The organism is Streptomyces sp. NPDC049541 (assembly GCF_044465725.1).
GTDB lineage: Bacteria > Actinomycetota > Actinomycetes > Streptomycetales > Streptomycetaceae > Streptomyces.
In genome coordinates, this window is sequence record NZ_JBITLY010000010.1 from 291,535 (window position 1) to 315,641 (window position 24,107).

Below are 24,107 nucleotides of genomic sequence, written 5' to 3' on the forward strand. Positions count from 1 at the left end.
GCCCCCGGCCCCAGCCGCCCGTCAGCCCGCCGACCTCGGCCGCCGTCAGCCCGATGCGCCGGCGGTCCTCGGGCAGCCACTGAGCCAGCGGTGTCGTCACCACCCACGCCCCGCCGGGCGCCAACAGTCCGCGCACGCGCTCGGCGGCCGCCTCCTTGTCCGCCATGAACGCGAAGACCAGCCGCATCGTCACCAGGTCGAACGCCGCACGCGGCAGGCGCGCCGTCGCGTCCTCGAAGTCCAGCCGCGCGACCTCCAGCCGGGGCTCCAGGTCCGCGTACCGGTCCCGCGTCGCCGCCACCGCCGCATCGGCCCAGTCGACGGCGAGCGTGCGGTAGCCGAGGCCGGCGAGTGCGGCGGCGTAGGCGCCCAGGCCGCAGCCGACGTCCAGGGCCCGGGCCCCGTGGCGGGATCGCAGCGCCTCGCCGAGCAGGCGTATCTCGCGGGCGTCGGGGCGGTGGAATCCGTTGCCCGCCGCGAAGTGGTGCTCCCAGTGACCGCGGCCGGCGGGCATCACGGCATCCTGAGGAGCCGGTTCGCGGCCCGCCCGAAGACGTACCGGGCCGCCCGCAGCAGGAGCGGGTCGAAGAAGCCCGGCAGCAGCCGGACCCCGAGCTCTTCCCGCCAGAGCACCCGGCTGCGGCCCCCGGGACCCGGCCGCACCTCGATCTCCGCCCACCCCGTCACCACCCGGCCCCGTTTCTCCAGCCGGCAACGGCCGGGTGCGTCGTCCGTCGGCGGCTGCCACACCGTGACCTCCATCCGGTCGTCGAAGGCGAGCGGCCCGAGTCCCGAACGGGCCACGACGACCGTGCCCTCGTGCGTCGGCGGGGGAGTGGTCACCGTGACGCGGGTCAGCGGGACCACCTGGCCGTGCCGGGGCCATTCGGTCAGGCGGCGCCACGCCTCGTCGAGGGGGAGCGGGGCCGTGCGTTGGACGAGGAAGTTGACCACGTGACGAATCGTAGGGAATCCGGGCTGCTCAGCGGGGTGTTCATCCGCACGCCACGCGCGTGGCCCAGCGGCGCGGCCGCCGGCCGCCGGTTGCACGGCGAGCGCGGAAGCCCTACCGCACTCGCACACCCGTGCGGCACGATGGGCCCGACCCCGCACCACCGCCGGCCGGGAGGGTGTCCCGTGGACCGTGAACTGCACGGCAGACTCGACCAGTTGCAACGCGACCCCTACCCGTACTACGAACGAGCGCGGCGGGCGGAGGGCCTGACCCACGTCGCCGAACTGGACGCCTGGCTGGTCGCCCGGGATGCCGACGTACGGGAAGTCCTGCGCCGGCCCGAGGACTTCTCGTCCGCGAACGCGCTGACTCCCGACGTGCTGCCCGGACCCGCCGCACTCGCCGTCCTCGGCGGCGGATTCGGCGGGCGGCCCGTCGTCGTCACCGCCGACGGCGCAGACCACCAGCGGTTACGGGCGCCGATCGTCCGCGGGCTGTCACCGGCGCGCGTCGCGGCCGTACTGCCGTACGCGGCCGAGCGGGCCGCCGCCCTGGTGGACGGGTTCGTGAAGGACGGGCACGTCGAGCTGATGTCGGCGTACGCCGGCAAGCTTCCCGGCGAGGTCATCGGCTGTGTCGTCGGCCTCGACCCCGCCGACGTGCCCCCCGTCGTGCGCGGCGGCCATCGCGCCGAGGAGCTCCTGTTCCGCCCCCTGCCGGAGGACGAGCAGATCGCCGCGGCCGAGGACGTGGTCGCGATGCAGCGCCTCCTCGACCGGTACGCACGGGAGCGGCACGCCGCGCCCCGCGAGGACCTGTGCACGGAACTCGTCACCTCGGTCGTCGGCGAGGGCGAGCTCACGCTGGAACACCGGCACGAACTCGTCGCCCATCTCCAGAACCTGCTGATCGCCGGGCATCTGACGACGACCGCGCTCATCGGCACGACCGTCCTGCACCTGCTTCGGCACCCCCGCCAGTGGGAGCTGCTGTGTGCCGAACCCGACAGGATCCCGGCGGCCGTCGAGGAGGCCGCCCGCCATGACACCGCCCTGCAGGGGTTCCGCCGTGTCACCACCGGCCCGGTCACCCTCGCGGGCACCGAACTCCCGCCCGGCGCCACGGTGTTCGTGGCCTTCGGCGCGGCCAACCGGGACCCCTCACGGCATTCCCGCCCCGACGAGTTCGACATCACCCGCCCGCCGGAGCGCCACCTCGCCTTCGGCTTCGGCGTGCACGGCTGCCCCGGCTCCCAGCTGGCCCGCGAGCAAATCCGCCTCACCCTGGAGGAGTTGACCCGCAGGCTGCCGGGACTGCGACTGGCGGACGACCGTCCGGTCACCATGCGGCCGACGATGATCCACCGGTCACCGGAGAGCCTGCACCTGACTTGGTGACGCGGGACCGTCCAGCACGCGCGGGCGGCGTCGTGTTCACCCTGGGCCGTGAGTGCGACGGCCGCACCGAACCCGGGCCGGGACCGCCCGCGACCGCATGACAGCCCGTCGACTACCTTGATCGGCCTCTACGTCCACGCCGACGCCCGAGGATCCGTCGTACCGGCCGCCGAGGTGCGGGAAGCAGGAACACCGTATGCCGCTCATCTGCCTCGTCCGCCACGGCCAGGCCTCCTTCGGCACGCAGGACTACGAGGCGCTGCCGGCCCTCGGCCGCGAACAGAGCACTGCGGTCGGCCGGGAACTGGCCCGCCGCGGCCTGCGCGACCCGCAGGTCGTCTCCGGCACGCAGGACTACGAGGCGCTGTCGGCCCTCGGCCGCGAACAGAGCACCGCCGTCGGCCGGGAACTGGCCCGCCGCGGCCTGCGCGACCCGCAGGTCGTCTCCGGCGCGCAGGACTACGAGGCGCTGTCGGCCCTCGGCCGCGAACAGAGCACCGCCGTCGGCCGGGAACTGGCCCGCCGCGGCCTGCGCGACCCGCAGGTCGTCTCCGGCACGCTGATCCGCCAGCGCGACACCGCGAAGCTCCTCGCCGACCCGGCCGGTTTCGACAAGCCCTCACCCGAGGATCCGCGCTGGAACGAGTACGACCACACCGCCCTGATGTCCCGCTACCCCCAGCACCCGGGACCCGAGGACCGGTCGGACTCCCGCGCGGTGCAGGTGGTCCTCGACCAGGCCCTGGAACGGTGGATCGAGGACACCGCCGAGACCGGCCCCACCGGCTGGACGGCGTTCGCGGGCGGCGCGAGGGCGGCACCGGCCGAGTTGACCACCTCCCTCGGCCAGGGCCGCGACGCGGTCGTGGTCACCTCGGGCGGCGTCCGCGCCGCGCTCTGCGGCGCCCTGCTGTCGCTGCCGCCCGCCTCGGTGGTCTCCCTCAACCGCGTCGTCGTGAACGCCTCCGTCACCACCCTCGTCGTGGGCGTCTCCGGGACCAGCCTGCTCACCTTCAACGACCACGCCCACTTCACCGGCGACGGCCCCCGACTGCTCACCTACCGCTGAACTCCCGCCTGCCGGGCCGCTGCTCAGTGACGTGGCGCGGTGCGGTAGAGGTGGTCCAGCACCGAGATGGTCTTGGCCGCGCTGCCCAGCAGCATCGGCGTGGTGCGGTAGCGTCCGGCCACGACCACGGTGGGCATCTCGTTCACCTGGTAGCGCTCACGCAGTGCGGGGGCGGCCTTGACGGCGTCGTCGACCTCCTTCGACGTGTACGCGTGCTTTACCGCCGCCACGTCGAGCCCCTGCCTGACCGCCCACCGCACGACGTTCCGCTCGGTGGTCAGGTCCTTGCCCTCGTCCCGTACGGCCTGGAAGACCGGGATCGCCTCCTTCTCCGCGAGGCCGAGCCGGTCCAGCGTGTAGTAGAGGCGGGCGTAGGCGACCATGTCGGGCTGGTCCTCCCAGGTGGCCGGGATCCGCACCACCTTCACCGGGGGGCTCTGCTGTGCCGCCCACTCCTCCAGCGGCTTCTCCAGCTCGTAGGAGTGCGGGCAGTCGTACCAGAACAGCTCCGCCACCTCCCGCGCGGGCACACCGCTGACCGGGTGCTTGAGACGGAAGTACTCCGTCCCCTCCTTCGGTTCGCCGGAGGCGGCACCGAGCAGGCAGGTCAGGACGGTCGACAGCGCGAACAAGCGCATGATCTTCTTCTTCATGGCGGACACCTTGGCGCTCTGCGTCCCGGCGTACCCCGCTGACACACGCAATGTCCCTCGTTCGGACCGCCCGAGTGCCCGGAACCGTCCTGGAAGAACCTTGGAAGGGGAGAGCGTTGACCGCTGCCGTGGGAACAGGGGAGACAGCCCGCCTCTGGTCGCACCCGGAACTCGGGCTGCACGCCTTCGTGGACGCCGCCGGCTCGGTCAGACTGGGCACCTCCGACCAGGCATGGGCCGTCCTCGTCCCCCTCGTCGAGGTCACCGCCACCGGCCACGGACGGCTGTGGTCGGGCGAGCGCTTCATCGAGACGGCCATCGGCGACCGCCTGGCCTACCGCGGCCACGAGACGGCAAAGGACGCCGGCCGCGAGCGCACCACGATCCGGCTGGCGGACCCGGTGACCGAACTGGCCGCCGACCTCGTCCTGGAGACGGCTCCGGGCGCCGGTTTCCTGCGCGCCCGGGTGCGCCTGGTCAACGAGGGCGGCGCACCGCTCCGGCTGGAGAGCGTGACCACCCTGACCCTCGGCGGCATCACCGGCGCCGACGGCGGCCCGGACGGCCTGACCCTGCACTGGGCCGACAACGACTGGCTCGCCGAATGCCGCTGGCGGCAGGCCGCCTTCCGCAACCAGGCCGTTCCGCTCAGCCGGTCCGCCCACGGACACGAGGGGCGCGGCTGCTTCGAGCGCTCCTCGCAGGGCAGTTGGTCCACCGGCCGCCATCTCCCCGTCGGGGCGCTCACGGACCAGGGCGGTGGCGCCTGGCTGTGGCAGATCGAGTCCAGCGCGGGCTGGCGCTTCGAGAGCGGCGAACGCGAAGGCGCGGCCTACGTCGCCCTGTTCGGCCCCGACGACGCCCACCACCAGTGGCACCACACCCTCGCGCCCGGCGAGGAGTTCCACACCGTGCCCGCCGCCCTCGTCCGGGTCGAGGAGGGCGGTCTGGACGCCGCCTTCGGCCGACTCACCGACCACCGCCGCGCTCTGCGCCGCGACCACCCCGACCACCGCACCCTCCCGGTGATCTACAACGACTACATGAACACCCTCATGGGCGACCCCACCACCGAGAAGCTCATGCCGCTCATCGAGGCGGCGGGCGCGGCCGGCGCCGAGGTCTTCGTCATCGACGCGGGGTGGTACGACGACGACGCCCAGGGCTGGTGGGACGCCGTCGGCGCCTGGCAGCCCGCCCGGGGGCGCTTCCCCGGCGGCATCAAGGAGGTCCTGGACGCCGTGCGGGCCCACGGCATGACACCGGGGCTGTGGCTGGAACCCGAAGTCGTCGGCGTGCGCAGCCCCTTGGCCCACACCCTGCCGCCCGAGGCGTTCTTCCGGCGCGGCGGCGTCCGCGTCACCGAACACGGCCGGCACCACCTGGATCTGCGGCACCCCGCGGCCCGCGCCCATCTCGACGCGGTCGTGGACCGGCTGGCCGGCGAGTGGGGCGTCGGCTACCTCAAGCTCGACTACAACATCAACATCGGCCCCGGTACGGAGAACGGCACCGAGAGCCCGGGCGCCGGACTGCTCGGGCACCACCGCGCCCACCTCGACTGGATGGCCGCCGTCCTCGACCGGCACCCCGGCCTGGTCCTGGAGAACTGCGGCTCGGGCGGGCTGCGCATGGACTACGCCCAACTGGCCGTGGCCCAGCTGCAGTCCACCAGCGACCAGCAGGACCCGCTGCGCTGCCCGCCCATCGCCGCCGCGGCCGCCACCGCCGTCACCCCCGAACAGGCGGCCGTCTGGGCCTACCCGCAGCCCCACCACACCCTCGACGAGATCGCCTTCACCCTCGCCGGGGCACTGCTCGGCAGGATCCACCTCTCCGGCTTCCTCGACCGCATGAACGCCGACCAGTTCGCCCTCGTACGCTCGGCACTCGACGTCTACAAGGACATCCGGCCGGAGATCGCCGAGGCGCACCCCTTCTGGCCGCTGGGCCTGCCGGGCTGGGACGACAGCTGGATCGCCCAGGGACTGCGCGGCCGGCAGTCCACATTCGTCACGGTGTGGCGCAGGGGCTCCGCCGACGGCACGAGCCGCGAGCTCACCATCACGCACCTGCGCGGCGCACAGCTCCAGCCGTCCCTGCTCCACCCCACCGCCTTCGACGGCACCGCGCAGTGGAAAGCGGCGGAAGGAAAACTCACCGTCTCGCTGCCCCGCCCCGACACAGCCGTCCTCCTCCGGCTCAGATGAAGGCCACCTCGGCGCTCGCAGGCCGGGCCTCGCGGGTGGTGGCGATGTGCAGCTGTGCCTGCCCGGCGGAGGGCGTGCGGGAGAGGCGGGCATGGGCTTGATTTCTCAGGTCGGCGCGGCTGTCGGGAAGGTCCCCGCAGTCAGTCGCAGATGAGCGGCCGTGGCCCGCAGTTCCCTCACGCAGGCGCGCACGACGGCGGATCCGGCCAGTTCGGAGGTGGTGACACAGCCGACCCGGCGTGTCGGACGCCGGGGGCCGAGGTCGGCGATCCCGAGCGTGTCCGGTGCTCCGAGCAGCGAGAGCGCGGGCATGATCGCCATTCCGTGGCCTCCGCTCACCAGGGAGAGCACCGCTCCGTCGTCCTCGGCCTCGACGGTCGCCTTCGGGATCCAGTCCTGTGCGGCCCACCAGTCGCGGGTGTACGAGCCGCAGTTCTCGGCCCAGTCGACCAGCGGCAGTGCACGCGGGGCGGCCTGTCCCGCCGCGTGCACCAGGGCGTACGGCTCCTCGAAGAGCCCGCTCGCGACCAGACCCGGCGGCAGCGGTACGGAGCCGCCCAGTGTGGCGATGGCGAGGTCGGCCTTCCCGTCGGCCACTTCGCCCGCGGTGCCGCGTCCCACCTCGCGCACGATCCGCACCCGCGGTTCGATCCCGGGATGCCGGGCGCGCAGCCGCTCGAGGACGGGCGGCAGCAGATGCAGAGCCGCGCTGCGGAAGGCCACGATCCGCAGCGGCCCGACCGCAGCCTGGGACCGGGCCGCACCGCGCGCCTCGGCGGTCAGGACGTCCAGCAGCCGCAGGACACGGCGGGCGTGCGCCACGGCCTTCTCTCCGGCGGGGGTGGGGCGGGCGCCGCCGCGGCCGCGGTCGAAGAGCACGGCACCGATCTTCCGTTCGCTGCCGCGCACCGAGTGGGAGACCGCGGACTGCGTGAGCCCGAGTGCCCGGGCCGCGGCCGAGAAGCCCCCGGTGTCCGCGACCGCCACCAGAACGCGCAGTTCGTGCGGGGCGAGATCGGAGTCGGTCGTACGAGCCACGGGGCGCTCACCTCAACGTATGAGAACTGCTCATGGAACGGGCCGTCGCATGAGCCCAACCGGCTGCCCGCCAGGCGCATTCCCGCCCTACGGTCCGGTCATGAACGAGACCGCGCTCACCGTGCACCAGACCGCCCGCCCGCACGGCTTCCCCACCGCCGAACACTTCGCTTTCGTGGAATCCGCGCGTCCCGAACCCACCCCCGGCAGCGCACTGGTGGAGAACCTCTACTGGTCCGTCGACCCCTACCACCGCGAGATGATGGACGACGTGCCCGGTGGCTTCGCGCTCCACGCACCACTGGAGGGCCGTGCCCTCGGCCGGGTCATCGCCTCGCGCACGCCCCGGCTGGCCGAGGGCGAGATCGTGTTCCACCGGCAGGGCTGGCGCACCCACGCGGTGGTCACGCCCGAGGAGATCCGGCGGCTGCCCAGATTCGACGGCGTGCCCCTTACCGCGTACCTGAGCATCCTCGGCGGCACCGGTCTGACGGCCTATGCGGGCCTGACCCGGATCGCCCGGCTGAAGGAGGGCGAGGACCTGTTCGTGTCGGCCGCGGCGGGCGGGGTCGGCACCGCGACCGGACGGTTCGCCCGGCTGCTCGGCGCCGGACGGCTCGTGGGCAGCGCGGGCTCGGCCGCGAAGGCCGGCCACCTCACGCGGGAGGTCGGCTACGACGCCGTCTTCGACTACCACGACGGGCCCGCCGCAGACCTGCTCGCCGAGGCCGCACCGGACGGCATCGACGTCTTCGTCGACAACGTCGGAGGCGAGCAACTGGCCGCCGCCGTAGGGGCGTTGCGCGAGTTCGGGCGCATCGTCCGCGTCGGCACGATCAGCCAGTACAACACCCCCGACGCGCCTCCACCGCGTTTCGACCACGCGGACCTCGTGGAGAAGAGCCTGCGCATGGAGGGCTTCCTGGTCAGCAACCACCGCGATCTGCAGGAGGAGTTGTACCAGTTCGCCGTACCGCATCTGCAGAGCGGCCGGCTCGCTCTGGACGAGACGGTGGTCGACGGGTTCGAACACATCGTGGACGCGTTCCTGGGGATGCTACGGGGCCGGAACACCGGCAAGATCATCGTGCGGGCGGGTGCGCATCCGGGGCACGGTGCCGTAGCGGCGGGTGCGGAGTGCGTACTGCTCGATCGCCCGCCACAGGTCGCGGCGGTCCGTGTCGGGCCAGCAGGTGTCGAGGAAGAGCAGTTCGGCGTAGGTGGCCTGCCAGGGCAGGAAGTTGGAGGTGCGCTGGTCTCCCCCGGTGCGCAGGAGCAGGTCGACGTCGGGTAGTTCGGGGACGTGCAGATAGCGGGCGAAGGCGTGCTCGGAGACCGCGGCCGGGTCGATTCTCCCGGCCGTGGCGTCGTGGGCGAGTTGCGCCGCGGCGGCGGTGATCTCGGCGCGGCCGCCGTAGTTCACACACGCCGTGACGGTCAGCCCGCTGCAGTCGCGGGTCGCCTGCTCGGCCTCGACCAGGGTGTCGACGACATCCGCGGGCAGCCGGGACCGCTGCCCGGCCCACCGCAGGCGCACGTTCAGGGGTCGACAGTCGTCCAGCAGACGGCGCAGGAACTTCGGGATCTCGTACATCAGTGAGTGCAGTTCGCCGGCGGGACGTTTCCAGTTCTCGGTGGAGAACATGTACACGCTCAGGTACTCGAGGCCGATTTCCAGAGCACCGTGAACGACATCGACCAGAGCGTCGGCGCCGGCGCGGTGGCCGTCGGTTCGGGGCAGGCCGCGCGCGGTGGCCCAGCGGCCGTTGCCGTCCATCACGATCGCGACGTGGCGTGGCATCGCCTGGGCGGGCACCTCCGGTGGACGGGCCCCGGACGGGTGAGGCGTCGGCGCGATGACCGGCCGCCGGGCGGCAGACGGCGTCCTCTCTTCGGCCGGAGCAACGGCCGGGCCGGTCAGCAGCGGCGCGGAGGCGGTCGCCGAGCCCGTCACGACGGTGAAGGGGTACAGGCCGCAGGCCAGTGCGGCGCGTGCGCGGGCGAGCGGCAGCAGCCGCAGGCGGGCGGGCCGGGGCAGGGCGGGCCTGCGGTGCAGCAGCGCGGCGGGATCGCGGGCGAGGGTGGCCAGCCGTACCCGGTACAGGTCGGTGTAGGCGCCGAGTGCGAGGCCGACGGCCGGGTGCAGCACGGGCGGGACGGGGGTGCGGTCGAACCAGCCGCGGGCCCGGTCCGCCAGATCGCGCACCATGCGTTCGTAGGCCGGGGTGCCGTGCCGCTTCAGCAGGTCCGCGCGCCGCACGCCGGCTTCGTCCAAGGCCTCCTGGGGCAGCGGCACATGGCCACGGTCGAGGTCGTCAGCGAGGTCGACGAGCGCGTCGGTGAGGTAGACGGCGTCGACGGCGGTCTGCCAGGCCGCGGCCGCGCCGGGTACGGCGGCGGCCAGGGCTTCGGGTTCGGCGGGCAGGCCCGCGGCCCGCAGCAGCAACGAGCCGGTCCGCAGCACGAGCGGGGTGTTGACGAGGCCGTTGTAACGCCTCCATTCACCCCAGGTGTCGAAGTGCCGGCCGTGGACGTCCTGGCGCAGTGCCTCGAACAGGGTGTGCAGGAACTCCGGCGGCAGATTCCAGGTCAGCATGGTGTCGATCAGGGCGAGCCGGACCGGGTCGCTGCCGGCGCCCTCCCGCAGGTCCGCGTCGAACGCCGCGATCCATGCCTCCAATCGCTCGGCCCGCCCCACGCCGGCGGCAGCCCCCTCGGTCTCGGCGTCGACCGTGTCGACCAGGTCGTCGACGGCTCTCACGGCGCCGTACAGCGCCCAGACGGCGAGCCGCAGCGGCGGGGGCAGCAACAGCGAGACGGCGTACTCGATCTCCCCGGTGGAGCGCGTGGCGCGTCGGCACATGTCGTACCCGTGGCGCAGGGCGGGATCGTGCACACCGCCGCGGCGGTAGACCGATCCCCAACGGGCCCGCGGCGTGGCGGACGGGCTCATCTCACGCCTCCTCTTCCTCGGCGGCGGGCTGCTGCGGGACCCAGGCCAGGGCCAGAGCGCTGCCCACAGCGGTGAGCAGGAAGCCGACCAGGAGGCCGCCTAGATTGGCGGCCATGAGGCTGACCAGGGACAGGACAGCGGACAGTACTCCGGCGAAGTAGCGCAGCGGCGGGTTCTGCCAGGTCGTCAGCCCGGCCACGGCGAACAACGCACCCAAGGTCCACGACGCGGCGCCCGCAGTGCCGGTCAACCGCAGGAACCCCAGACCGCTCCAGGAGACGCAGATCATCTCCAGCCCGCCCAGAGTCAGCAACAGCCCCGCGGCGAACGGGCGGCCGCCTCGCCATTCCCGCCACCTCGACCATCGGTGCGTGACGACTGCGGCGGTCACCGGTGCCCCTCCCGCGCGCAGCCGCCCTCGCCCTGGTGAAGGTCGATGGTGACTCCACTGGCTGCGATCGTCCCGGCGGTGAAGGCCCGTGGCTCGGTGCTGACTTCGCGGCCGCTGACCTTGCGCGCGCCGATGCTGAACAGACCCGTGGGCCGGGCCGGGGACACCTGCGGGGTGCTGAACTCGGCGCCGGAGACGGACACGGTTCGCGCGGTGGCTTTGCCCGCCTCCACGGTCAGCCCCGTGGCCGAGGCGCGGTCGATGTGGACGACTGCCGTCACCGCTCCGACGAGGGGCAGTCGCGCGGTGGACGTGACACAGGCGTCCTCCACCCGAGCGTGTTCCAGCCGTGTCGCCAGTGCCGGCAGCAGCCCGCCACGGCCGGATCCCGCAGGGGAGGCCGTCAGGTCGGAACCGGAGACCCGCGCCGCGTGCACGGTGACCGGTACCTGGCCCGCGAAGGCCACCGATACGGCACCTTGCGCGCTCCCGGCCAGCAGGGCGGTGCCGCCGACGGACAGGGGCGTAAGGGCCAGGGCGAATCGGAGCTTGCTCGTGCGCCCCGTCATTCTGGTCGGACGATCGACATTTCTGATCACGTCCTGCCCCAACGATCACGGCGCTACCAGGTGGCGCCCATCGGATTGATCGGACCATCACACGGGCCGCGGCTTCGTCGTCCGCGCAACAACACCGGGCTGTCTTCCTCCTCCTCGGTGACGGACCGGGACCGGCATCGTTGGAGGGGCATGCATGGAGGTCAGGGCAACTGGCGCCCGGTGCGCAGGGGTTGGAAGGAAGGCGCCGCCACCGGTCCGTCGCCGGTCGCCGTCGTCACCGGAGCGGCACGCGGGGTGGGGTACGCCATCGCCGGGCGGCTCGCGGGCGACGGCTACCGGCTCGTGCTCGGCGACGTCGACGGACAGCGGCTGCACCGAGCCGCGGCCGAACTCGGCGGAGAACCAGTCCTGATGGAGGCGGACATCGCCCGTGCGGAAGCCGCGGAGCAACTCGCCGGAGCCGCCGAGGCACACTTCGGGCGGCTCGATGTGTGGGTGAACAACGCCGGGGTCGTGCCCCTGGGGCGGCTGGACGCTCAGGAAGCCGGTCTGCTGGCCCATGCCTGCCTGGTCAACCTCACCGGAACCGTGCACGGTTGCCGCGCCGCCGCGCTGCGGATGCTTCCCCAGGGGGGGCGGCCACATCGTGAACATCGCCAGTGTGCTCGCCGTCAAGCCACTGCCCGGCTTCGCGGCCTACAGCGCGACCAAGGCCGGCGTGCTGGCCCTCTCCCGGAGTCTGCACCGCGAACTGCGCGTCGACGGCATCCACGTCACCGCCATCCTGCCGTACATGGTGCAGACCGCTGCCGCCGCCGGTATCCGCCCCCGTGTACTGCCCGCCCTGCGGCCCGAGCAGGTGGCCGACGCGGTCGCCGGTGCCCTCCGACGACCTCGCCCGCAGGTGTTCGTACCGAGCGCGGCACGGCTGCTGTCCCTCACCGCCCTGCTGCCCCGGTGGGCCGACGACATGATCGACGCGCTGCTGGGCACGGATGCCATCGCCCGGGACGCGGACGCCGCCGTCCGCGGCCCGTACGAGAACGAACTGCGGGACAGGGGGACGAGATGACGCCGGCACCGCACGCAATTCCCCCCTCTCCGTGGCACCTGACCGGCGACATGATCAGCTCGGTGTGGCAGGTCCCGCAGGCCGAGCTGCCGTCCTGGCCGCTCCCGCGCGGGGTCCGGCCGTGGGTGGCCGGCAAGCGCTGCACGCTGCTCACCTTCTGGGTCGACTACCAGCCGGGCGGCGTCCTCGCCTACCGGGAGTTCCTCATCGCCCTGGCCGTCCGGCACGGGCGCCGCCTGGCCGCCAGCACGGTCGCCGCCTGGGTCGACGACGAACGGGCCCTGGTCGGCGGACGCACCCTGTGGGGAATCCCCAAGCAGATGGGCACCATCACTCTGGAAAGGGAAGCGGACAGCACCCGTTCCGAACTGACCGGCACCGGGACCACGGCTGCGGTGCGCGCCGTGCACCGTGACATGCTCCGTCTCCCCTTTCGCCTGCCGGCCCGCGCGCAGCTGGTCCAGGAGTTGCCTGACGGAACCACCTGCCGTGTCCCCTTGCGCATCCGGGGCCGGCCGGCGGTGACCCGCACCCGGGTGGAGACCGCGCCGACACCCGCCCTGTCCTTCCTCACCCACCGCCGGCCCCTGCTGTCGCTGGCCGTCCGGGGCTTTCACGGCACGGTCGGACACTCGTAAGCCCTCCGCCTGCTGCCGCTGGGGAGCACGTGAGACTTGCGGACAGCAGGTGTCCGCAAGCACGGCTAGCGTGCGGGGCATGACGAAGACGACAGCGACAGCTCCGGTGCTCGGTACCCGCGCGCTCAACCGCGCGACCCTGGAACGGCAGCTGCTCCTGCGCCGGTCCCCGCTCCCGGCCAAGGCCGCCGTCGAGCATCTCCTCGGGCTGCAGGCGCAGAACGTCAAGCCGCCGTACTACGCGCTCGCCGCCCGCCTCGACGGCTTCACCCCCGAGGAGCTGTCCGGGCTGATGGCGGACCGCGAGGTCGTCCGTATCGTCACCATGCGCTCGACCATCCACACCCACACCGCCGCCGACGCCCTCACCCTGCGTCCACTCGTCCAGCCGGCCCGGGACCGTGAACTCACCACCTTCCGCAAGGGGCTTGTGGGCGTGGACCTCGACCGGCTCGCCGCCCTCGCCCGCGAGCTCGTCGAGGCCGAGCCGCGCACCATGAAGCAGCTGCGCGAGGCCCTGCAGACCGAGTGGCCGGACGCCGACCCGCAGGCCCTTGCCATCGCAGCCCGCTGCAAGCTCCCCCTCGTCCAGGTCACCCCACGCGGCCTGTGGGGCAAGAGCGGCCAGGTCGCCCTGACCACAGCGGAACACTGGCTGCGCGGCGCCCCGGCACCCCGCCCGACGCCACCGGCCACGAGCGCGCCAAGCGCTGCAGCGCCGGGGGCGGCTTCGCCGAGCGGGACGTCGACGGCTGCCGCTGCGCCTGGGGCGGTTGCCCCCGCCGCGACTGCACATGGCTCGGCTTCCTCGGCTGCGGCTTCGCCGAGCGCGGCAGCACCGGGCGCGGGTTTGCCGTCTGCGACTGCCCCGGCCGCGGGTGCGCCCGCCGCGTCTGCAGACGGTGCGGCTTCGTCGAGTGTGTCCGCACGGGGCGCGTCTTCGTCGACCGCGGCTGCGGGTCGCTCGGCTTCGCACGCCGCCGCGCCGGGCGTGACTCCGGTGAGTGCGACCGCCCCGAGCGTGGCCTCGTCGGACGGTCCGGCCTCGGCCTCCGCCGAAACCGCCCCGTCCCCCGACGCCACCGTCCTGCGCTACCTCGCCGCCTTCGGGCCCGCGTCCGTCAAGGACATGCAGACCTGGGCCGGGCTGACCCGGTTGCGTGAGGTCTTCGAGCGGCTTCGGCCGCAGCTCGTCACCTTTCGGGACGAGGGTGGGGTCGAGCTCTTCGATCTGCCGGACGCGCCGCGGCCCGACGCGGAGACTCCGGCGCCGCCCCGTTTCCTGCCCGAGTTCGACAACCTGCTCCTCTCCCATGCCGACCGCACCCGGGTCGTCCCGGCCGAGTACTGGGGCCGTAGCTGGGTGGGCAATCAGGTCTACTGCACGTTCCTCGTCGACGGCTTCCTGGCGGGGGTGTGGAGGCTGGGGGAGGGCGCGCTCGTCGTCGAGCCGTTCGGCACCCTCGGCAAGGCGCAGCGTGCGGAACTGGAGGAACAAGCGGTGCGGATGCTCGACACCATGCACCCGGGGACGTCGTACGACATCCGGTTCGGGACCGTGATGCCGTGAGCCTCAGTCCGCGTGGTCCACGAGCACGCGGCCGATGACGAACAGCGCGCCGGCCGCCCGCCCGGCCCCTCTAGAGTCGGCCCATGGAACTGCGGCAGCTCACCTATTTCGTGACCGTCGCCGAGGAACTGCACTTCGGGCGGGCGGCCGAACGGCTGCACATCGTGCAGTCCGCGGTGAGCATGCAGATACAGCGCCTGGAGCGGGAACTCGGCGCCGAGCTGTTCGACCGGACGCCGCGCCGGGTGCGGCTCACGGCGGCGGGGGAGCGGCTGCTGCCCGAGGCGCGCGAGGTACTGGCGGCGGCCGACCGGGCGCGTGCCGCCGTCGCCCCGCCGCCCGGCCTGCGGATCGGCACCAGCACGGGCCTGGGTACGCATCTCGACCGGGTGCTCGCCGCGTTCGCGCGCCGCGCGCCGGACGTGCCCGTCGAACTGTTCTCGCTGCCGGTCGCCGAACGCCTGGCCCGGGTCGCGGGCGGCCAGTTGGACGCCGCGTTCGTACGGGCCGTCGAGCCGGTGCCCGGCGTACGCGTGCTGCCCCTGTGGCCCGACCCGTTGGTGGCTGCCCTCCCCGCCGCGCACCCCCTGGCCGGCCGCGCGGAGATCGGTATCGAGGAGCTGGCCGAGGTGCCCCTCGCCCTGACCGAGCGCCGTAACAACCCCGCCCTGGTCGACCTGGTCGTCGGCGCCTGCCACGAGGCCGGGTTCGAGCCGCTGCCCGGACCGTCGAGCGGCTCCCTCCAGGACACCCTCGCCACCATCGGCAGCCGCCCGGTGTGGACCGTCGTGTACGCGTCCCACGCGCGCGTGTTGCACAGCCCCCGCGTCGCCTTCGTACCGTTCCGCGCGCCGGGCCTCGCCCTGTCCACGGGCCTCGCCGTGCCCGTCAGTGCCCCGCCCCCGCACCTGGACACCCTGCTGCTGGCCTGCGGCGATCACGAGAACTGATCGCTGCGGTCGCACTCTGCCTGTTGGTCGCGGGCGTCCGAGGCGATGGACTGTACGCACCGAAAGGGGCCGCATCCGGCCCCGACAGGCAGCGCATTCAAGGGAGTTCAGTCATGCCGATCGTCACCGTCCAGCAGGGTCCCCGCGACACCGAGCTCAAGCGGGACCTCGTCAAGCGCATCACCGACGCCTTCGTCGACGCGTACAAGGTCCCGGCCGAGACCGTTCAGGTGTGGATCCACGAGGTGCCGGCGGACAGCTGGGGCGCGGCGGGCAGGCTCACCGCCGACAAGTAGCGCCGCACACGCGACAGGCAGCGCATGGAAAGGGGGCGCTGCGAGCTGCTCGTGGTAGCCCGCAACGCCCCCTTGTCTCTCACCTGAGGGGTGCTCAGGAGGTCTTCTGGAGCACTCGTCCTACGAGTTGACCTGTGCGGTCACCAGGCTGGAGAAGGTGGTCAGCCGGGTGTAGACACCCGGGTACCCCGCCTCCGCACAGCCGTTGCCCCAAGAAGTGATCCCTGCCAGGACGCCCCCGATGAGCAGGGGACCGCCGCTGTCGCCCTGGCAGGTGTCTACGCCGCCGGATGTGTATCCGGCGCAAACCATGTCGGTCTGTACGAAGTCAGAACCGTAGGAGCTCTTGCAGCTGGCGTCGGCCACGATCGGCACGGTCGCGGTCCGCAGCTGGTTGGAGGAGCTGCCGTTCTCCGAGGTGGTGCCCCATCCGAGGATGCGGGCGGTGGTGCCGGCCGCGTACACCGACGTGTCCGAGGACTTCACGTACGACGCCGTCGTGTACGGCATCGACGTCGCCAGCGTCAGTACCGCCACGTCGTCGCCGTTGGTGGCGTCCGTGTAGTTCGGGTTGATCCAGATCTTGCTGACCTTGCTGACCGTGCCGTTGGTGCCGTTCAGATAGGTGCGGCCGCCGACGACTCTGACGCCGGCGGTGCTCTCCCCGACCATGCAGTGAGCGGCGGTGATCACCTTGGTGGCCGAGACGAGGGTGCCGCCGCAGAACTGGTTCTGCGACGCGTCCGTGATCTGCATGACGAACGGGTAGGCCGTGGTCGTGGTAGTGGTGCCGCCCACGATGGGCTGGGGCGCGGCTGCCGCGGAGGGCGCGCCGAGCAGTGCGGTGGCGGCCGCTGCAGCGGCCGCCGTGAGTACCGCGGCGGTCTTCCTGGCACGGTTGGACCCGAACATGAGTCTCCTCAGTGGGGGTTGCCGGTGGGGGGTCGCGCGGGTGTGGGGGGTTGAGCACGGGGGTCGCGGGACCGACCCCCGTATGCCCGGGCGAGCGGCACGTCCTCAAGCTAGGACGCGGAACCCCCGGCTCCCAATGAGGGAACCCCCTAGGGGGTTGTGTAAGGGAAAACCCTCGGTCGGGTTCAGTTAACCTGGCGCGCCGTCACTTCGCTCGCCGTGCCGCCGCCAAACGGACGATATCCACGCGCGAGCGGATCCCCAGCTTGCGGTAGACCCGGGTCAGTGTTGCCTCGACCGTCTTCACGCTGATGAACAGCCGCGCGGCGATCTCCCGGTTGGTCGCGCCCTCCATGACGAGCGCGGCGACCTGGCGTTCCATCGCGGCCAGCCCTTCCAGGCCCTCCGACGTGGCAGAGGGGGCGATCGGTTCCACCGGGCTCGCCACGGCCGCCGCCTCCACCTGGCGCAGCCAGGGCAGCGCCCGGCAACGGCGGAACAGCCGGGCCGCCTCGTCGTAGGACGCGCGCCCCGTACGGCCGGGACGCAGCGACGCCAGCGCGAACGCGGCGCGTGCCTCCTCCAGGCCGTAACCCAGCTTGGCGAGCCGGTGCTGGGCCGACGTCAGCTGGGCGAGCGCGGCCTCGTGCTCGCCGCGTGCGGCCCGTACCAGCGCCTCGGCCCTGTCCAGCACGGCCAGCACGCCCTCGCGCCCGAGCCGCACGGCGTGTTCGCGCGCCACGTCGAGGAGTTGCTGCGCCTCGTCCGTCTCGCCGATGCGGACGAGGGCCTCGGCGAGGTCGCCGTGCCAGCGGCCGCGCGCGGGGTCGGTGATGCCCAGCCCGTTCTCCAGGTCCCGCACCCGGCGCAGCGAGCGGACCGCGCCCTCGGCGTCCCCGGCGACCAGTTGGGCGTGCCCGAGCGCCGTCAGCCCCCGCGAGATGTACATCTGGTCGCCGGCCCGCTCGGCCAGCTCCACCGCCTCGCGGCCCAGCGTCAGCGCCCGCTCCACGTCCCCGCCGGAGGCCTCCGCGAGGGAGGCGAGCACGGCGGAGGACGCCTCGCCGATCCCCGAGTCACGGGCCAGCCGCATGCTCTCCCGGGCCAGGTCGAGGGCCCGGCCGCAGTGCCCGGAGCGCAGTTCGGTCTCGGCGAGCAGACGCACGAAGTGCACCTCGCTCTCGACCATGCCGCGCCGGCGCGCCTCGCGCAGCAGCGAGCTGACGGTGGAGCGGGCCTCGGGCAGCTGGTCGCTCATGATCAGCCATCGGTAGCGGGTCGCGCCCGCCCCGTTGTGGTGGCAGGCCACGTCGGGGAGCTGAGGTTCCTTCAGCGCACGTTTGATGGTCGCGGGGGCGTCCGGATGGCCCATCAGGGTCTCGGTGGTCGCCTGGAAGGCCAGCGCGAGGAGTTCGGTGCGCCGGTCGCCGGCCCGGGCGGCGAGCTCGGCGGCGTGCGCGGCCTCCTCCCGGCCGATGGCGAAGTCGCCCTCCACGACCAGTCCGCGCCAGGCCAGCTGGTAGTGGACCTGGGCCAGCAGCCCCGGGTCGTCGCCGGCGTCGGCCAGGGCCTGCGGGTAGACGGTGTCGACCTCGCCGAGGGCCTGCCCGGCGGCCTCGATGACCACCATCCAGGCCCGCACCCGGTCCGCGGGCTCGGCGGCCCGGGTCAGCACGTCGCGGGCGATGTCCCGGGCGAGGTCCACCTCGCCGGCGGTGATCGCGTCCTCGGCGGCCTGCAGCCGGTGCTCGTCCGGGCCCGGCTCGCCGTCGGCCGGGGTGTGCCGGGCGGCGAGCAGTCCGAGCGAGGCGGCGACCGAGGGTGCTCCGCGGTCCCGGGCCGTGGCGGCGGCCTCGGCGAGCCGGGCCGCGGCCTCCGGGTCGGTGCCGGTGGTCGCGAGGGCGAGGTGGCGGGCCCGCTCGATCGGGTCGGAGGCCGCCGTGGACAGGGCGGCGTGCGCGGCCCGCCGGTCCTGCGCGGGCGCCTCCGCGTACAGCGCGGCCGAGATCAGCGGGTGCGCGAAGCGTACGGCGGGGCCCTCCGGCTCGGTCGCCAGCAGCCCGAGTTCGGCCGCCTGCGCGGTCTCGGCCTCGGCGTTGTCCCGGCCCGCGTCGTGCAGCAGGGACAGGGTGGGGCGGGCGCCGACACTGGCCACCAGCAGGGTGCGGCGGGCCTCGACGGAGAGCATGTCGAGCCGGTTCAGGACGAGGGCGCGCAGCGAGGTGGGCACCGGCAGCGGCTCGCCCGGCCGCGGCGGGGTCGGGCTCTCGGCCAGGGCGCGGCCCAGTTCGAGGGCGAAGAACGGGTTGCCGCCGCTGGTGCGGTGGATGTCCCGGACGGTGGACCGCGGCAGGCCGGTGTAGCCGCGGTGGTCGAGCAGCGCGGACACCTGGGCGCGGGAGAGCCCGCCGAGCCGCACGGCCAGGGTGTCGGGCGGGGAGGCGCTGAGGTGGCGGTCGTACTCCTGGCCCTCGGTGCGGACCGCGCACAGCAGCTGCACCGGGGTGTCGCCCAGGCGGCGGGCGGCGAAGCCGAGGAGTTCCGAGCTCGCCGGGTCCAGCCACTGCAGGTCGTCCGCCACGACGAGGACGGGACCCTGCTCGGCGAGCGCGCGCAGCGCCGACAGGACGGCGAGGCGCAGCGCGAGGCCGTCGCGCTGGAGGGTGGACTCGCCGCGGCCGGTGAGCGCCGACTCCAGTGCCGTGCGCTGGGCGGCGGGCAGCTTGTCGTACACCTGGTCCACGACCAGGCCGAGCAGGTCGGCGAGGGCCAGGAAGGGGAGGTGCGATTCGGACTCGGTCGCCGAGCAGCGCAGCACGGTGCGCGCGGCCGTCCCGTATTCGGATGCCAAAGCCCGCAGAGCGGTCGACTTTCCTATTCCGGCGGGGCCGTGGAGCAGCACGCTGCCGCCCCGCCCGAGCTGCTCGCGTGCCGCGCTGAGCAGCTCGTCCCGGCCGATGACCAGGTCGGGGTGGCGTCTGGCAGGCTCCCTCAAGTCCCCTCGCACGGTCGCCGCTCCCCTCCGAGTGTCGTGTTCGGGCCAAATTCTAGGCAATCTCTCTTTGAATTTCGGACGGATGCCGTGGTGAGGGATATAACAACGGTCAAGCATGGAGAAATTCAAGGCTCCGGTGAACGAATAAGGCGCTACGGCAGCAGCCCCGCCCGGCGCGCCGCGGCCACCGCCTCGCCGCGCGTGTGAGCACCCAGTTTCCGCATCGCCGACCGCAGGTAGCCCTTGACCGTCTCAGCACGCAGCCCGAGCCGCTCGGCGGCCACCGCGTTCGTGGCCCCCGCCGCCACACAGGCCAGTACGTCCAGCTCGCGGGGGGCCAGGTCGACCCGGTGAGCCGGTGTCCTCGGGGTCAGCAGCCCGCACACGCCGAGCAGCTCCGCCCGCAGCGCCGGGTCGGCGATCCGCGGTGCCAGTGCCCGCAGCGCCGCATGGGCCTCCCGCACCTGCTCCCAGGCGGCACCCGCCGCCGGACCCCTCTCCGGCTCGCCGCGGGCGGCCGCCGCCAGCAGCCCGCGCGCCTCGTCCCCCACGGCCAGCGCCTGCTCCACGTCCCGCGCGGCCTCCATCGCCGCGCCCAGCGTCCGGTCACCGAGCGGCTGCGCCGTGCGCAGCGCGCCGTAGAGCACACCCCGTACCCGGCGGCGTACGACCACCGGCACCGCGAGGATCGAATGCAGCCCCTCGGTGGCGACCGGGATGTCGTACTCGTGGCTGATCTGCCGCGAGGAGGAGTAGTCCGTCACCGCGCACGGCCGGGCGAGCGCCACCGCCCGGCCGCCCAGGCCGTTGCCGGAGGTCACCGGCAGCCCGCTCAGCGCGGGTGTCTCGGTGCCGCTGAGTTCGCTGATGCGCATGTGCCGGCGCCCCGGCTCCACCAGGCCGCCGAAGGCGACCGGCAGCCCGGTCGTGCGCCGGAGCCGTACCAGCGCATTGCGTATCTCGACCGCCCCGGCCGCGTCTGCTGTCACCTGCTTGCCCTCTCCCTGCAGCGCACACCCCCGTTCGGGGGTAGTGAGACCTGCATCACGGATTACACGATGGCAGAGAGCCGCCCGGCAATGGTCCGGTACCGGAGTGAGCCGAAGGGGCGCGCCGGCAGAGAGCGCCCCGGAGGTGAACGACCAAAGAAAGCGTGGAGGAACGACGATGACGACGGCGACGGAGCTCTTCCGCAGTGCGCGGGACTTCCTGCTGGAGCACCGCGAGGACTACGCGAAGGCGTACGAGGGTTTCAGCTGGCCCCGGCCCGAGCGTTTGAACTGGGCCCTCGACTGGTTCGACGTCATCGCCGACGGCAACGACCGGACCGCCCTGCACATCGTCGAGGAGGACGGGAGCGAGGTCCGGGTCTCGTTCGCGGAGATGTCCGACCGCTCCGACCGGGTGGCGAACTGGCTGCGCGACCGCGGTGTCCGTGCCGAGGACCGGGTCCTCGTCATGCTGGGCAACCAGGCCGAGCTGTGGGAGACGGCCCTCGCGGCGATGAAGCTGCGCGCCGTGGTCATCCCGGCCACCCCGCTGCTCGGTCCCGCCGACCTGCGCGACCGCGTCGAGCGGGGTCGAGTGAAGCACGTGATCGTACGGGCCGAGGACACCGCCAAGTTCGACGACGTCCCCGGCGCCTACACCCGTATCTCCGTCGGTGGTCTGCCGGCGGAGGGCTGGGAGCCGTTCGAGGACGCGTACGCCCTCGCCCCCGCCGAGTTCCTCCCCGACGGCCCCACGCTCGCGGACGACCCGCTGATGCTGTACTTCACCTCCGGCACCACCGCCCGCCCCAAGCTGGTCGAGCACACCCACACCTCGTACCCGATCGGCCATCTGGCGACGATGTACTGGGTCGGGCTCAAGCCCGGCGACGTGCACCTGAACATCTCCTCGCCCGGCTGGGCCAAGCACGCCTGGTCGAACCTGTTCGCCCCGTGGAACGCGGAGGCGACCGTCTTCATCCACAACTACACCCGCTTCGACGCGGGCCGGCTGATGGCCGAGATGGACCGGGCAGGGGTGACCACCTTCTGCGCCCCGCCCACCGTGTGGCGGATGCTCATCCAGGCGGACCTGACCCAGCTGCGCACCCCGCCGCGCGAGGTCGTGGCGGCGGGCGAGCCCCTGAACCCCGAGGTCATCGAGCAGGTCCGGCGCGCCTGGGGTGTCACCATCCGGGACGGCTTCGGACAGACCGAGACGGCCGTGCAGGTCGCCAACAGCCCGGGGCAGGAGCTCAAGACCGGCTCGATGGGACGGCCGAGCCCGGGCTACAAGGTCGAGCTCCTCGACCCGGTGACCGGCGCCCCCGGAGCCGCCGAGGGCGAGATCGCCCTCGACCTGTCCGCCCGGCCCGTCGGCCTGATGACCGGCTACCACGGCGACCCCGACCGTACGGCGGAGGCGATGGCCGGCGGCTACTACCGCACCGGCGACATCGGCTCCCGTGACGCCGACGGCTACATCACCTACGTGGGCCGCGCCGACGACGTCTTCAAGGCCTCCGACTACAAGATCAGCCCCTTCGAGCTGGAGAGCGCGCTGCTCGAGCACGAGGCGGTGGCCGAGGCGGCCGTCGTGCCCGCCCCGGACGAGCTGCGCCTCGCCGTCCCCAAGGCGTACGTGGTCCTCGCCGAGGGCTGGCAGCCGGGCCCCGACACCGCGAAGGTGCTGTTCGAGCACTCCCGCGAGGTCCTCGCCCCCTACAAGCGCATCCGCCGCCTGGAGTTCGCGCCGCTGCCCAAGACCGTCTCCGGCAAGATCCGCCGGATCGAGCTGCGCGAGGCGACCGCAGCGGGGTCGGCCGACGAGTACCGCGAGGAGGACTTCCGGTGACCGCACTGTCGTACACGCACGGGACGAGCCCGACCGTCCTGCTCGGGGACACCATCGGCGCCAACCTGGACCGGGCCGTGGCGACCTGGCCGGACCGCGAGGCACTGGTCGACGTGCCGTCAGGGCGGCGCTGGACGTACGCCCGGTTCGGTGCGGACGTCGAGGAGCTGGCGCGGGCGCTGGTCGCGAGCGGGGTCGCCAAGGGCGACCGGGTGGGCATCTGGGCGGTCAACTGTGCCGAGTGGGTGCTGGTCCAGTACGCCACCGCCCGCATCGGCGCGATCATGGTGAACATCAACCCGGCCTACCGCACCCACGAGGTCGAGTACGTCCTCAAGCAGGCCGGCATCTCGCTGCTCTTCGCCTCCCTCAGCCACAAGACGAGCGACTACCGGGCGATGGTCGAGGAGGTGCGGGGCAGGTGCCCCGAGCTGCGCGAGGTCGTGTACCTCGGCGACCCGAGCTGGCAGGCGCTGCTCGGCCGCGGGACCGCCGAGGCCTCGTACGAGGAGCTGTCCTGCGACGACCCCATCAACATCCAGTACACCTCGGGCACGACGGGCTTCCCCAAGGGGGCCACGCTCTCCCACCACAACATCCTCAACAATGGTTATTTCGTGGGTGAGTTGATCGCCTACACCGAGCAGGACCGCATCTGCATCCCCGTGCCCTTCTACCACTGCTTCGGCATGGTGATGGGCAACCTCGCGGCGACCTCGCACGGCGCGTGCATGGTGATCCCGGGCCCCTCCTTCGACCCGAAGGCCACGCTGGAGGCCGTCCAGCAGGAGCGCTGCACATCCCTCTACGGCGTCCCGACCATGTTCATCGCGGAGCTGAACCTCCCCGACTTCGCGAGCTACGACCTCTCCACCCTGCGCACCGGCATCATGGCGGGCTCCCCCTGCCCGGTCGAGGTGATGAAGCGAGTGGTCGCCGAGATGCACATGGAGGAGGTCTCCATCTGCTACGGCATGACGGAGACCTCCCCGGTCTCCCTGCAGACCCGCAGGGACGACGACCTGGAACACCGCACCGGGACGGTCGGCCGGGTCCTCCCGCACATCGAGGTGAAGGTCGTCGACCCGGCGACCGGAGTGACCCGACCGCGCGGTGTCCCGGGCGAGTTGTGCACCCGCGGCTACAGCGTGATGCTCGGCTACTGGAACGAGCCCGAGAAGACCGCCGAGGCCGTCGACCCCGGCCGCTGGATGCACACCGGCGACCTGGCGGTGATGCGCGAGGACGGCTATGTCGAGATCGTCGGCCGCATCAAGGACATGATCATCCGGGGTGGCGAGAACATCTACCCGCGCGAGATCGAGGAGTTCCTCTACGGCCACCCGAAGATCCAGGACGTCCAGGTCGTCGGCGTACCGCACGAGCGCTACGGCGAGGAGGTCCTCGCCTGCGTCATCCCGCGAGACCCGGCAAACCCGCCGTCCCTGGAGGAGGTACGCGCCTTCTGCGAGGGCCGGCTGGCCCACTACAAGGTGCCGAGCCGGCTGCAGATCCTGGAGGCCTTCCCGATGACGGTCTCAGGGAAGGTGCGCAAGGTCGAGCTGCGGGAGAAGTACGCCCTGTAGCCGGGCGGCCGGAATCAG

The 24,107-nt window shown here is 72.9% G+C and carries 20 protein-coding genes and 2 pseudogenes; 12 read left to right on the plus strand and 10 right to left on the minus strand.

Translation table 11 applies throughout. From position 1 onward, the window contains the following. Both ACIBW9_RS33040 and ACIBW9_RS33045 read right to left on the minus strand, forming a co-directional pair. Positions 1 to 514 (minus strand): class I SAM-dependent methyltransferase (locus tag ACIBW9_RS33040; protein WP_398960691.1); only part of this gene is annotated, 514 nt, incomplete at its 3' end. Continuing rightward, a complete protein-coding gene (locus ACIBW9_RS33045; protein WP_398960692.1) occupies positions 514 to 954 on the minus strand; it encodes an SRPBCC family protein in 441 nt (146 codons plus the stop codon). The genes ACIBW9_RS33040 and ACIBW9_RS33045, both read right to left, overlap by 1 nt. Before the next feature lie 183 nt (positions 955 to 1,137). On the opposite strand from ACIBW9_RS33045, the gene ACIBW9_RS33050 reads away from it, so the two are divergent. After that, a complete protein-coding gene (locus ACIBW9_RS33050; RefSeq protein WP_398960693.1) occupies positions 1,138 to 2,352 on the plus strand; it encodes a cytochrome P450 in 1,215 nt (404 codons plus the stop codon). Between the two features lie 196 nt (positions 2,353 to 2,548). Beyond that, positions 2,549 to 3,421: a histidine phosphatase family protein gene (locus tag ACIBW9_RS33055; RefSeq protein WP_398960694.1), complete on the plus strand. Its 873-nt coding sequence runs from the start codon at positions 2,549 to 2,551 to the stop codon at positions 3,419 to 3,421. A gap of 23 nt (positions 3,422 to 3,444) precedes the next feature. On the opposite strand, the gene ACIBW9_RS33060 is transcribed toward ACIBW9_RS33055, so the two are convergent. Continuing rightward, on the minus strand, positions 3,445 to 4,074 hold the full coding sequence (locus ACIBW9_RS33060) for a thiol:disulfide interchange protein DsbA/DsbL (protein ID WP_398960695.1): 630 nt from the start codon (positions 4,072 to 4,074) through the stop codon (positions 3,445 to 3,447). A gap of 116 nt (positions 4,075 to 4,190) precedes the next feature. Here ACIBW9_RS33060 and ACIBW9_RS33065 point away from each other — a divergent pair, with 116 nt between their 5' ends. Beyond that, complete coding sequence (locus ACIBW9_RS33065; RefSeq protein WP_398960696.1) at positions 4,191 to 6,284, plus strand: alpha-galactosidase; 2,094 nt, start codon at positions 4,191 to 4,193, stop codon at positions 6,282 to 6,284. A 105-nt stretch (positions 6,285 to 6,389) separates the two neighbouring features. Here ACIBW9_RS33065 and ACIBW9_RS33070 read toward each other — a convergent pair whose 3' ends face one another. Further along, a complete protein-coding gene (locus ACIBW9_RS33070; protein WP_398960697.1) occupies positions 6,390 to 7,322 on the minus strand; it encodes a LysR family transcriptional regulator in 933 nt (310 codons plus the stop codon). A gap of 100 nt (positions 7,323 to 7,422) precedes the next feature. Here ACIBW9_RS33070 and ACIBW9_RS33075 point away from each other — a divergent pair. Beyond that, positions 7,423 to 8,418: pseudogene (locus tag ACIBW9_RS33075) on the plus strand (NADP-dependent oxidoreductase); the annotation flags it as partial. Here the strand turns inward: ACIBW9_RS33075 and uppS are convergent. From uppS to ACIBW9_RS33090, 3 genes are read right to left on the minus strand one after another with little or no spacing between them, the layout of a single operon-like run. Continuing rightward, the gene (uppS, locus tag ACIBW9_RS33080) at positions 8,380 to 10,275 is read right to left on the minus strand and encodes a polyprenyl diphosphate synthase (RefSeq protein WP_398960698.1); all 1,896 of its coding nucleotides are present in this window, start codon (positions 10,273 to 10,275) and stop codon (positions 8,380 to 8,382) included. The pseudogene ACIBW9_RS33075 and the gene uppS overlap by 39 nt on opposite strands. Position 10,276: 1 nt before the next feature. Further along, positions 10,277 to 10,666: a DUF6114 domain-containing protein gene (locus ACIBW9_RS33085; protein ID WP_398960699.1), complete on the minus strand. Its 390-nt coding sequence runs from the start codon at positions 10,664 to 10,666 to the stop codon at positions 10,277 to 10,279. Then, complete coding sequence (locus ACIBW9_RS33090) at positions 10,663 to 11,235, minus strand: DUF6230 family protein (protein ID WP_398960700.1); 573 nt, start codon at positions 11,233 to 11,235, stop codon at positions 10,663 to 10,665. Before ACIBW9_RS33090 ends, ACIBW9_RS33085 begins: the two co-directional genes overlap by 4 nt. Before the next feature lie 180 nt (positions 11,236 to 11,415). Here ACIBW9_RS33090 and ACIBW9_RS33095 point away from each other — a divergent pair. The 6 genes and pseudogenes from ACIBW9_RS33095 to dmpI form a co-directional block, all read left to right on the plus strand. Further along, positions 11,416 to 11,841: pseudogene (locus ACIBW9_RS33095) on the plus strand (SDR family oxidoreductase); the annotation flags it as partial. Then, a complete protein-coding gene (locus ACIBW9_RS33100) occupies positions 11,786 to 12,298 on the plus strand; it encodes an SDR family NAD(P)-dependent oxidoreductase (protein ID WP_398960701.1) in 513 nt (170 codons plus the stop codon). The pseudogene ACIBW9_RS33095 and the gene ACIBW9_RS33100, both read left to right, overlap by 56 nt. 50 nt (positions 12,299 to 12,348) lie before the next feature. Beyond that, positions 12,349 to 12,936 carry an acetoacetate decarboxylase family protein gene (locus ACIBW9_RS33105; protein WP_398960767.1) on the plus strand — a complete coding sequence of 196 codons (588 nt, stop codon included), beginning with the start codon at positions 12,349 to 12,351 and terminating at the stop codon, positions 12,934 to 12,936. A 79-nt stretch (positions 12,937 to 13,015) separates the two neighbouring features. After that, a complete protein-coding gene (locus ACIBW9_RS33110; protein WP_398960702.1) occupies positions 13,016 to 14,506 on the plus strand; it encodes a winged helix DNA-binding domain-containing protein in 1,491 nt (496 codons plus the stop codon). 83 nt (positions 14,507 to 14,589) lie between these two features. Then, positions 14,590 to 15,456: a LysR substrate-binding domain-containing protein gene (locus tag ACIBW9_RS33115; protein WP_398960703.1), complete on the plus strand. Its 867-nt coding sequence runs from the start codon at positions 14,590 to 14,592 to the stop codon at positions 15,454 to 15,456. A gap of 113 nt (positions 15,457 to 15,569) precedes the next feature. Continuing rightward, the gene (dmpI, locus tag ACIBW9_RS33120) at positions 15,570 to 15,752 is read left to right on the plus strand and encodes a 4-oxalocrotonate tautomerase DmpI (protein ID WP_398960704.1); all 183 of its coding nucleotides are present in this window, start codon (positions 15,570 to 15,572) and stop codon (positions 15,750 to 15,752) included. Between the two features lie 120 nt (positions 15,753 to 15,872). Here dmpI and ACIBW9_RS33125 read toward each other — a convergent pair whose 3' ends face one another. From ACIBW9_RS33125 to ACIBW9_RS33135, 3 genes are all read right to left on the minus strand, one after another. After that, on the minus strand, positions 15,873 to 16,664 hold the full coding sequence (locus ACIBW9_RS33125; protein ID WP_398960705.1) for a S1 family peptidase: 792 nt from the start codon (positions 16,662 to 16,664) through the stop codon (positions 15,873 to 15,875). Between the two features lie 205 nt (positions 16,665 to 16,869). Then, positions 16,870 to 19,671 carry an AAA family ATPase gene (locus ACIBW9_RS33130; protein WP_398960706.1) on the minus strand — a complete coding sequence of 934 codons (2,802 nt, stop codon included), beginning with the start codon at positions 19,669 to 19,671 and terminating at the stop codon, positions 16,870 to 16,872. Between the two features lie 140 nt (positions 19,672 to 19,811). After that, positions 19,812 to 20,648: a response regulator transcription factor gene (locus ACIBW9_RS33135; protein WP_398960707.1), complete on the minus strand. Its 837-nt coding sequence runs from the start codon at positions 20,646 to 20,648 to the stop codon at positions 19,812 to 19,814. A 178-nt stretch (positions 20,649 to 20,826) separates the two neighbouring features. Here ACIBW9_RS33135 and ACIBW9_RS33140 point away from each other — a divergent pair, with 178 nt between their 5' ends. Both ACIBW9_RS33140 and ACIBW9_RS33145 read left to right on the plus strand, forming a co-directional pair. Further along, entirely contained in the window at positions 20,827 to 22,503 is a 1,677-nt protein-coding gene (locus ACIBW9_RS33140; RefSeq protein ID WP_398960708.1) for an AMP-binding protein, read from the plus strand. Then, complete coding sequence (locus tag ACIBW9_RS33145) at positions 22,500 to 24,089, plus strand: AMP-binding protein (protein ID WP_398960709.1); 1,590 nt, start codon at positions 22,500 to 22,502, stop codon at positions 24,087 to 24,089. Before ACIBW9_RS33140 ends, ACIBW9_RS33145 begins: the two co-directional genes overlap by 4 nt. The last annotated feature ends 18 nt before the right edge of the window (positions 24,090 to 24,107 follow it).

What these genes read in the sequence shown, in the direction of transcription:
- ACIBW9_RS33140 (WP_398960708.1), top strand. Translation starts at nt 20,827, where the DNA reads ATGACGACGGCGACGGAGCTCTTCCGCAGTGCGCGGGACTTCCTGCTG.
- ACIBW9_RS33110 (WP_398960702.1), top strand. Translation starts at nt 13,016, where the DNA reads ATGACGAAGACGACAGCGACAGCTCCGGTGCTCGGTACCCGCGCGCTC.
- ACIBW9_RS33055 (WP_398960694.1), top strand. Translation starts at nt 2,549, where the DNA reads ATGCCGCTCATCTGCCTCGTCCGCCACGGCCAGGCCTCCTTCGGCACG.
- ACIBW9_RS33060 (WP_398960695.1), bottom strand. Translation starts at nt 4,074, where the DNA reads ATGAAGAAGAAGATCATGCGCTTGTTCGCGCTGTCGACCGTCCTGACC.
- ACIBW9_RS33125 (WP_398960705.1), bottom strand. Translation starts at nt 16,664, where the DNA reads ATGTTCGGGTCCAACCGTGCCAGGAAGACCGCCGCGGTACTCACGGCG.
- ACIBW9_RS33115 (WP_398960703.1), top strand. Translation starts at nt 14,590, where the DNA reads ATGGAACTGCGGCAGCTCACCTATTTCGTGACCGTCGCCGAGGAACTG.
- dmpI (WP_398960704.1), top strand. Translation starts at nt 15,570, where the DNA reads ATGCCGATCGTCACCGTCCAGCAGGGTCCCCGCGACACCGAGCTCAAG.
- uppS (WP_398960698.1), bottom strand. Translation starts at nt 10,275, where the DNA reads ATGAGCCCGTCCGCCACGCCGCGGGCCCGTTGGGGATCGGTCTACCGC.
- ACIBW9_RS33100 (WP_398960701.1), top strand. Translation starts at nt 11,786, where the DNA reads ATGCCTGCCTGGTCAACCTCACCGGAACCGTGCACGGTTGCCGCGCCG.
- ACIBW9_RS33105 (WP_398960767.1), top strand. Translation starts at nt 12,349, where the DNA reads ATGATCAGCTCGGTGTGGCAGGTCCCGCAGGCCGAGCTGCCGTCCTGG.
- ACIBW9_RS33090 (WP_398960700.1), bottom strand. Translation starts at nt 11,235, where the DNA reads ATGACGGGGCGCACGAGCAAGCTCCGATTCGCCCTGGCCCTTACGCCC.